Below are 8,138 nucleotides of genomic sequence, written 5' to 3' on the forward strand. Positions count from 1 at the left end.
AATTCAGTGTGCCACTACATTTATACCTTTGAGCTATATCGTTATATTTTTAAATAAACAGAGTGAGGAGTAAAAATCAAAATTCTCCGCTCAAAACCTATATACACCTGGGGTGAATTGTTCCCCGTTGATTATCACACGCGAATGTTAGTCCCGCATCCCGGCGGTCATGACAAATGAGAACTTCCGTTCTTCGCTCACAGCAGACTACCACTCTAACTTTATCTCATTGTCGAAGTTTATATCCCTTTCCTCCCATCCAAATATCCCACTTGATTTCAGACAACATCCAGCCCCCTCCGCAGGAGTATCCTGGCCTCTATTTTTTATCGTTTCCCCAGGATTTTCTCATGCACAAATGGTTATGCGGGTTGCTGCTTTGCCTCTCTGAAACAAAGTCTGCCGCGCTCTTCATTGAAGCGGGGTTCTCATCCGGCAATGACGGGCATTCAGCTAAGCAATGGTGTTGCAGCTGATTAATGGCTCGCTAGATAAGGCGGCTATGTGTGGTGATTAGCGTAGGTCGTCATAACCACATCCAGCATGACAAAATGATGATTATTCATCGCCGAATGCAGAAACCGGTTCATTCAACTACTTGCCAAGCGCATAGAAGGAAAATAGCGTATGCCCCATTAAAAATGGCGATTTGGAGTGATACCAGATCGGCATCACTCCATAAAACCGTTAATGCTGACTTCAGGCAGTGGTATTAATGTTGCGCCCTATTGCAGGGTTCGCAGGCAACTGAGGAATCGAATCCAGAATACCAGCCGCCATCGTTTGCTGATTATCCAGCGTCTTCTTCAGTACCAGTGTGCTTATTTTATTAGCCAGTTCCATGTTATCAAGGCCGGTAGCCAGTGATGTAATTTGTGATACATCCATCTTGCTCTCCTGATTAATACGAATATTGAGTACCAAAAACAGCTTTTAAAAGCCTGAAACGGTTATCGGCATTTACACGCAATACTTTAACCTTCACTCGCGAGGCGATCCCGCAGAATCGCCCTTCAAGTCACTCACCGCATTATGAATGTCTGCGCTGCCTCAACGCATAGGCCAGCACCACAACAAAGCACAGCAGCGGCAAGCTGTAAGCCACGGCGGTACTGACATGGTCAGAAATCAGCCCCATGAAATAGGGCATGATCGCGCCGCCGACAATCGCCATGATCATAAACGAGCTGGCCTGTTTGGTTGATTCGCCGAGATTTTTAACGCCCATGGCAAAGATGGTGGGGAACATGGTGGACATAAAGAAGAAGATGGCGATCAGCGCAACGACGGAAACATCGCCTGCGCCGAGCATCACAACCGCGCACAGCACGATGTTGATGAGCGCGTAAGCCGCCAGCATCGCGGCCGGTTTCACTCGTCCCAACAGCCAGGTTGAGAAGAAACGTCCCAGCATGAAACAGATCATCGCAACCGAAAGCATATAAGCCGCGCTTTGGTTGGTCACGCCGTGCCAGTGCTCGGTGGCGTAGTTAATAAAGAAGGCGCCAACGCCAACCTGGGCAGCAACATAGAAGAACTGCGCAATCACGCCGCCGACAAAATGTTTCTGCTGCCATAAGGTAGCGCCGGGCTGCTGAATATGTTGGCTGGCGGATTCACGTATATCTGGCAAGGCGGTGCGTTTAAATAACAACGCGATGGCGATAACCACACACGCAATTACCACGTAGGTGATTTTGACGCTTTCCTGCGCTGCATCAGAGCTGGTGTGTGTGAAGAACAGCGAGCCACCGATCATCGGTCCAACAAACTGCCCTAACCCGTTAAAGGATTGCGCCAGATTGAGACGACGTTCCGCACCATTTGGATCGCCCAACACCGTGGCATACGGATTGGCGGCGGTTTCAAGGCAGCCAAGCCCGCACGCCAGTACGAACAGCGCAAACAGGAATACCGAGAAATCATTGACCATCGCCGCTGGCACAAACAGCAGTGCGCCGATGGCATACAGCGATAATCCCGCCAATATTCCGGCTTTATAGCCGTGACGCTGCATAAAATAACCGGCAGGTAATGCGACAATAAAATAGGCACCGAAATAGGCCGCCTGTAATAATCCCGATTGTGCTTTGGTGACGTTTAACGTTTCCTGAAAGTGTTTATTCAGCACATCCAGCAGGCCGTAGGAAACGCCCCACATGAAAAACAGGGTGGTAATCAGCATGAACGCCCAGCGCAGGCTAATAGTTCCCCTGACGCCCATATTTTCAGGCGTCTCGACGCGTTGTGTTGACATGGTTATATCCTCGTAGGGTACAGTCGGTAAGTGTTGTTATTGGTCCTGCAAAGAGAATATTCGCGCCATCGCCACCCATTTTTCCCCTTCGGGCGTCCAGGGCGTTGGCTGTTGGAACTGCCACATCAGCGCTTCCCAGCGCTGAATTTGCGGATCCTGTTCAGATGCCTGAGCAAAATCCTGCGTGTTAAAGCGATCGTTCACCTCCATCAGCATAAAAAGTCGGGTGCCAAGCCGGTAAATCTCCATATTCACGATGCCGTGCTGGCGCAAATGCTGCGCCACTTCCGGCCAGATGCGCTGATGCAGGCGCTGGTATTCGGCGATCTTCTCCGCCTCATCCACCAGATCCAGCGCCAGACAATAACGCTCAGTTGCGCCACTCATAACAGCGCCCGATCGAGATGCAGATAGCCGCCATCAACGCTCAGCCACTCGCCGGTGGTGTGCGAAGCGCGCGGCGACAGCAAAAACACCACGGTGTTAGCGATCTCTTCCGGCGTGGTCATGCGTTGGCCGAGCGGAATACGCTGGGTGATTTTCTCCAGTTCAGTTTGCGGATCGGCAAAGGTACCGATCCAGCGTTCGTACAGCGGCGTCATCACTTCGGCGGGCACCACGGCGTTGACCCGCACGCCGCTATGTCGCAGCGATACTGCCCATTCGCGCGTCAGTGACAAAATCGCCCCTTTCGCCGCGCAGTAGCCGCTGGTGCCGCCTTGCCCGCTCAGCGCAGTTTTGGACGCAATGTTGACGATCGCACCGCGGCTGTTTTCCAGTGCGCGCTGGCAGAAATGCGTCATCTGGTAATAGTGAATGAGGTTCTTTTCCAGCGAGGAGACAAAGGCACTGCGCCCCGCTTCCAGCCCGACGCCATCGTTGACGCCGGCGTTATTCACCAGCCCGTCGATGCGGCCAAACTGCTGCTGCACGGCTTCCACCGCACGCTGGCAGTTTTGCTCATCGCAGAGATCGGCCAGCAGCACTTCCGTTTGCGGCTGCAGTTCGCGCAGAGCGGCCAGCCACATCTCTTCGGGCTGTGCGTTGCTGACGATAACGGGAATTGCGCCCTCTTCCGCCAGCAGACGTGAGATGGCGGCACCAATGCCCGATCCGCCGCCGGTGACGATAATCACTTTATCCTGCAAAAACAGATTCATTATTTTCTCCTGTCAGGCTGTAAACCTGCGCGGCGGTGTTGCCCCAAATGGCGGCCTGTTCGTCGGCGGACAGCTCCGCGAGCGCGTCGTCAATCAGCTGCGCCACCGCGTGATATTCCGCTGCCAGCAGGCAAACTGGCCAATCTGAACCAAACATCAGGCGCTGCGGACCAAAACGCGCCAGCGCTTCATCAATAAAGGGCCGCAGCAGCGCGCTGCTCCACTGGCCGTGCGGTGCTTCGGTGACCAGTCCGGACAATTTGCAGACCACATGCGGCATCGCGGCCAGTTCCGCGACCTGCTCGCCCCACGCCTGAGCGCCGCGCGCAATATCCGGTTTTCCCAGATGATCGAGCACCAGCCAGTGGCGATCGTGCTGCGCGGCAAAGCGCGAGGCATCCGCCAGATGTCGCCAGGTCACCAACATTTCCCACACGTAATCATGCCGCTGCAACTGAGTGATGCCGGTTGACACGCGCGGTTGCTGCAACCATGCGGCAGGATCCTGTTCATCCTGCACCTGATGACGAAAACCGCGCAGCAACGGATGCTGCAATGCCATCAACTGCTCCGCCAAATCCGCGGCGGTGACGTCGATCCAGCCAACCACCTGCGTTGCCGGTTGCTGCTGCGCCCACTGCAACAGCTGCTGCGTCTCCGCCACACACTGCCGCGCCTGCACCGCAATCGAACCCTGCAACTCACAATGCGCAAGCAGCGGGGCGAGATCGTCTGGCCGATAATCCTGTTGCAACCGCGTCATGGATTCGGTGATCCACGGAAAGTGCGCCGCGTCGTAGCGCCAGAAGTGCTGATGAGCGTCGATTCGCACGTCAGCCTCCCTGCGCGCGATAGCGGTATTGCTCACGCGAAGCGGGATACATTTCGATTGAGAAGCCAGGCGCAGTCGGCGGCATATAAGCAGCGCCGCGGATCTCGCAAGGATCAAGGAAATGTTCGTGCAGATGATCGACGTACTCGATGACCCGGCCTTCATGGCTGCCAGCAATACAAACGAAGTCGATCATCGACAGATGCTGAACGTATTCGCACAGGCCAACGCCGCCAGCATGCGGACACACCGGTAGCTGATATTTCGCCGCCATCAACATCACCGCCAGCACTTCATTAACACCGCCGAGACGACAGGCATCGATCTGCACCACGTCAATCGCCTCGCGCATGATCAGCTGCTTAAAGATGATGCGGTTCTGGCACATTTCGCCGGTGGCCACTTTGACCGGCGCAACGCCCTGACGAATCTTGCGATGTCCTTCGATATCGTCCGGGCTGGTGGGTTCTTCGATAAACCACGGACGCGCGAACGCCAGTTGCTGCACCCAATCCACCGCGTCATTCACTTCCCAAACCTGGTTGGCGTCGATCATCAGCTGGCGATCCGGCCCCAGCACTTCGCGCGCGATGCGCACGCGGCGAATATCATCTTCGAGATCACGCCCAACTTTCAGCTTGATGTGCGAGAAGCCGGCATCGACTGCTTGCTGGCACAGGCGGCGCAGTTTGTCGTCGTCGTAGCCAAGCCAGCCCGCCGAGGTGGTGTAGCAAGGATAGCCGTGCTGCTCCAGCTGGCGGATGCGATCTGCTTTGCCCGCCTGCTGCGCCGTCAGCATTGCGAGTGCTTCGTCCGGCGTGATGCAGTCGGTGAGATAGCGGAAATCGATGCAGCGCACCAACTCCTGCGGTGACATATCGGCCACCAGCCGCCACAGCGGCTTCTCTACGGATTTCGCCCACAGATCCCAAACCGCGTTGACCACCGCGCCGGTCGCCAGATGAATCGCGCCTTTGTCCGGCCCGATCCAGCGCAGCTGGCTGTCGCTGGTAATATCGCGCCAGAATTGCCCCATATCGGCGGTGATCGACTCCAACTGGCGGCCAACAATCAGATGCCCAAGCGCACGTATCGCGGCACAGCAAATTTCATTGCCGCGCCCGATGGTAAAAGTCAGGCCGTGGCCACTGATCGCCGCGTTATCTGTCTCGATGATGACGTAAGCAGCTGAATAATCCGGATCTGGATTCATCGCATCCGAACCATCAAGATGCTGCGAGGTGGGAAAACGGATGTCTTCCACGCGCAGTGCAGTAAGTTTGGTCATTGTGCGCTGCCCTCGGTGATTTGACGCTGCTCGCCCAGCCCGGCGATGCCCAAGCGGATAACTTGCCCGGCATGCAGATAAACCGGCGGTTTCTGTCCCATGCCGACGCCCGGCGGCGTGCCGGTGGAGATGATGTCGCCCGGCTGCAGACTCATAAAACGGCTGAGATAGCTGATGATGTGCGCGACCGAGAAGATCATGGTGCGGGTGTTGCCGTTTTGATAGCGCTTGCCGTCAACCTCCAGCCACAGATCGAGCTGCTGCGGATCGGCAATCTCATCGGCGGTCACCAGCCAGGGACCGATCGGGCCAAAGGTGTCGCAGCCTTTGCCTTTGTCCCAGGTGCCGCCGCGTTCGATCTGATATTCACGTTCCGAGACGTCGTTCACCACGCAGTAGCCCGCAACATGCGACAGCGCATCCTCTTCAGCGATGTAGCTGCCGCCTTTGCCAATTACCACGCCCAGTTCCACTTCCCAGTCGGTTTTCACCGAGCCGCGCGGAATGCGCACCGCGTCGTTCGGCCCGACTACCGCGCTGGTCCATTTGCTAAACACCACCGGCTCCAGCGGGATGTCGGCGCCGGTTTCGGCGGCGTGATCGGCATAGTTCAGGCCGATACAGATAAACTTGCCGATCTTTCCGACGCAGGCACCAATGCGCGGCTCACCGCTGATTTTCGGCAGTTCGCTGAGCGGCAGCTGGCGCAATCTTTCCAGCGCGGACGGCAACAGCGCATCGCCCGCCAAATCATCAATGAAGTGCGACAAATCGCGCAGTTCGCCCTGCTCATCCAGCATTGCCGGACGCTCTTTGCCCGGTTCGCCAACACGTAATAATTTCATTCTTCTACTCCTGTTAGTTGCTCCAGCCGCCATCGATAATCTGCGCGGTGCCGGTGGTGTAAGCGCTGGCATCGGATGCCAGATAGGCCGCCAGATAAGCGATCTCTTCTGTGGTGCCGATACGGCCAATCGGCTGGCGCGCGACAAAGGCGTTATAAACCTCCGTTTCGCTGCGCCCTTCCGCCTGCGCCTGCGCGGCAATGCGCTGACGCAGCGACGGCGAATCGATGGTGCCGGGGCAGATCGCGTTGCAGCGGATGCCTTCGCCAATGTAATCCGCCGCCACCGAACGCGTCAGGCCAATCACCGCCGCTTTGGTGGCGCTGTAGGCAAAGCGATTGACCACGCCTTTCACACTCGATGCCACCGATGACATGTTGATGATCGACCCTTTTTGCTGTTGCAGCATCGCAGGCAGAAACGCCTGGATCATGCGAAACATCGCCGTGACGTTGAGATCGAGCGCGAACTGCCACTCTTTCTCGCTACATTCCAGCAGGCTGCCGCTGTGAACCACGCCCGCGCAGTTGAACAACACATCCAGCGTGCCGAGTTCCTGCGCCGCCGCGCTAATCGCCTGGCGGTCGGTGACATCCAGCTGATAAGCGCGAATGCCGGGCAGATCCTGCAGCGCGGCAATGTTGATATCGCTGGCGATGACGTCTGCGCCCTGCTCAGCAAAGTAGCGTGCACTGGCTAACCCGATGCCTTGTCCGGCGGCGGTGATTAACACGCGTTTTCCATGTAAATTCATTGCATTTCCTCTGGTCCAAAGATCTAATGGTCAGGCCATTGAAAGGTGATTTTTTCCCAACGGGATAGCAAAATAACGCTGGCTACTTTTTCGCTTACGCATTACGTTTTATTGACAATTGCGTAACATTGACAAGTGTCCTGACGATTATTTGTGCAACTGATCACTTAATTTATTTAGACAGGGAGCAGCGCAATGCCGATCAAAAAGATGGAAAACCCCAGGCTTTACAGACAAATAGCAGACCAGCTGACGCGCCTTATCGACAATAACGAATTTCCGCCCGGCAGCCGCCTGCCAGCGGAGCGCGAATTGGCTGAGCAGCTTCAGGTCAGTCGTGCATCGGTGCGTGAAGCGCTGATCGCACTCGAGGTGATTGGTCTGGTGGATGTGAAGGTCGGCAATGGCGTGATTGTGAAAGCGCGTTCCAGCACGCAGGAGCCGGTGATGATGCAGGCCGGACGCGATCAGTGGAATGAGCCGGACGATGAACTGGGCATCAATCTGGATTTCTCCACCGAACTGCCACCCTTCTCGCTGCTGCAAGCCCGCCGTCTAATTGAGCCGGAAGCCGCTGCGCTTGCGGCTGTGCATGCCAGCGAGCAGGAACTGGCGCTGATTCGCGCAGCGTATTTGCAAAACTGCGAGGACAACCGCGCGCAATCGCGTACCCATCCCGGCGACCGCCTGTTCCATATCCGCATTGCCCAGGCGAGCGGTAATCCTGCCTATGGATTTATCATCGGCCACCTGCTCGGCCATCGCTATGGCAGCATGTTCCGCATGCTACAGGCGCACTACACGCCAAGCGATATGCCGTTTGTCTCAGAGTCCGAACATATGGCGATTCTCTCCGCGCTGGAAAAACACGATGCGAAAGCAGCGAGAAGCGCGATGAAGAAGCATATCGACCGGGTGATTGCCACCTTTGAGCGTGTGCAGGAGTAAGAGGGTTTGCGTTAAAACATTTGCCGGAATGTTTATTCGTAGGGTGCGCATTCA

Annotated in this window: 9 protein-coding genes; 1 reads left to right on the forward strand and 8 read right to left on the reverse strand. The window is 56.2% G+C overall.

The genetic code is table 11. From position 1 onward, the window contains the following. Positions 1–699 precede the first annotated feature (699 nt). From HX773_RS25120 to HX773_RS25155, 8 genes are all read right to left on the reverse strand, one after another. Complete coding sequence (locus HX773_RS25120) at positions 700–888, reverse strand: YjfB family protein (protein WP_008110591.1); 189 nt, start codon at positions 886–888, stop codon at positions 700–702. Positions 889–1,030: 142 nt separating this feature from the next. Continuing rightward, the gene (gene fucP / locus HX773_RS25125) at positions 1,031–2,257 is read right to left on the reverse strand and encodes an L-fucose:H+ symporter permease (protein ID WP_176973767.1); all 1,227 of its coding nucleotides are present in this window, start codon (positions 2,255–2,257) and stop codon (positions 1,031–1,033) included. 36 nt (positions 2,258–2,293) lie between these two features. Next, positions 2,294–2,644, reverse strand: coding sequence for an L-rhamnose mutarotase (locus HX773_RS25130; protein WP_176973768.1), 351 nt, complete (start codon positions 2,642–2,644; stop codon positions 2,294–2,296). Further along, on the reverse strand, positions 2,641–3,417 hold the full coding sequence (locus tag HX773_RS25135; RefSeq protein ID WP_176973769.1) for an SDR family oxidoreductase: 777 nt from the start codon (positions 3,415–3,417) through the stop codon (positions 2,641–2,643). Before HX773_RS25135 ends, HX773_RS25130 begins: the two co-directional genes overlap by 4 nt. Next, entirely contained in the window at positions 3,395–4,249 is an 855-nt protein-coding gene (locus tag HX773_RS25140) for an amidohydrolase family protein (protein WP_176973770.1), read from the reverse strand. The genes HX773_RS25135 and HX773_RS25140 overlap by 23 nt, the downstream gene beginning before the upstream one ends. A gap of 1 nt (position 4,250) precedes the next feature. Continuing rightward, complete coding sequence (locus tag HX773_RS25145) at positions 4,251–5,537, reverse strand: L-fuconate dehydratase (RefSeq protein ID WP_176973771.1); 1,287 nt, start codon at positions 5,535–5,537, stop codon at positions 4,251–4,253. Continuing rightward, on the reverse strand, positions 5,534–6,382 hold the full coding sequence (locus HX773_RS25150; RefSeq protein WP_176973772.1) for a fumarylacetoacetate hydrolase family protein: 849 nt from the start codon (positions 6,380–6,382) through the stop codon (positions 5,534–5,536). The genes HX773_RS25145 and HX773_RS25150 overlap by 4 nt, the downstream gene beginning before the upstream one ends. Positions 6,383–6,395: 13 nt before the next feature. Beyond that, positions 6,396–7,136, reverse strand: a complete 741-nt coding sequence (locus HX773_RS25155) for an SDR family oxidoreductase (protein WP_176973773.1) — start codon at positions 7,134–7,136, stop codon at positions 6,396–6,398. Between the two features lie 195 nt (positions 7,137–7,331). On the opposite strand from HX773_RS25155, the gene HX773_RS25160 reads away from it, so the two are divergent. Continuing rightward, entirely contained in the window at positions 7,332–8,084 is a 753-nt protein-coding gene (locus HX773_RS25160; protein WP_176973774.1) for a FadR/GntR family transcriptional regulator, read from the forward strand. Positions 8,085–8,138: the final 54 nt, after the last annotated feature.

This window comes from Pantoea sp. B9002 (assembly GCF_013385945.1).
Taxonomy (GTDB): domain Bacteria; phylum Pseudomonadota; class Gammaproteobacteria; order Enterobacterales; family Enterobacteriaceae; genus Pantoea.

Bases quoted from the DNA above. Each gene is read 5' to 3' on its own strand.
- HX773_RS25120 (WP_008110591.1), bottom strand. From the start codon at position 888: ATGGATGTATCACAAATTACATCACTGGCTACCGGCCTTGATAACATG.
- fucP (WP_176973767.1), bottom strand. From the start codon at position 2,257: ATGTCAACACAACGCGTCGAGACGCCTGAAAATATGGGCGTCAGGGGA.
- HX773_RS25130 (WP_176973768.1), bottom strand. From the start codon at position 2,644: ATGAGTGGCGCAACTGAGCGTTATTGTCTGGCGCTGGATCTGGTGGAT.
- HX773_RS25135 (WP_176973769.1), bottom strand. From the start codon at position 3,417: ATGAATCTGTTTTTGCAGGATAAAGTGATTATCGTCACCGGCGGCGGA.
- HX773_RS25145 (WP_176973771.1), bottom strand. From the start codon at position 5,537: ATGACCAAACTTACTGCACTGCGCGTGGAAGACATCCGTTTTCCCACC.
- HX773_RS25150 (WP_176973772.1), bottom strand. From the start codon at position 6,382: ATGAAATTATTACGTGTTGGCGAACCGGGCAAAGAGCGTCCGGCAATG.
- HX773_RS25155 (WP_176973773.1), bottom strand. From the start codon at position 7,136: ATGAATTTACATGGAAAACGCGTGTTAATCACCGCCGCCGGACAAGGC.
- HX773_RS25160 (WP_176973774.1), top strand. From the start codon at position 7,332: ATGCCGATCAAAAAGATGGAAAACCCCAGGCTTTACAGACAAATAGCA.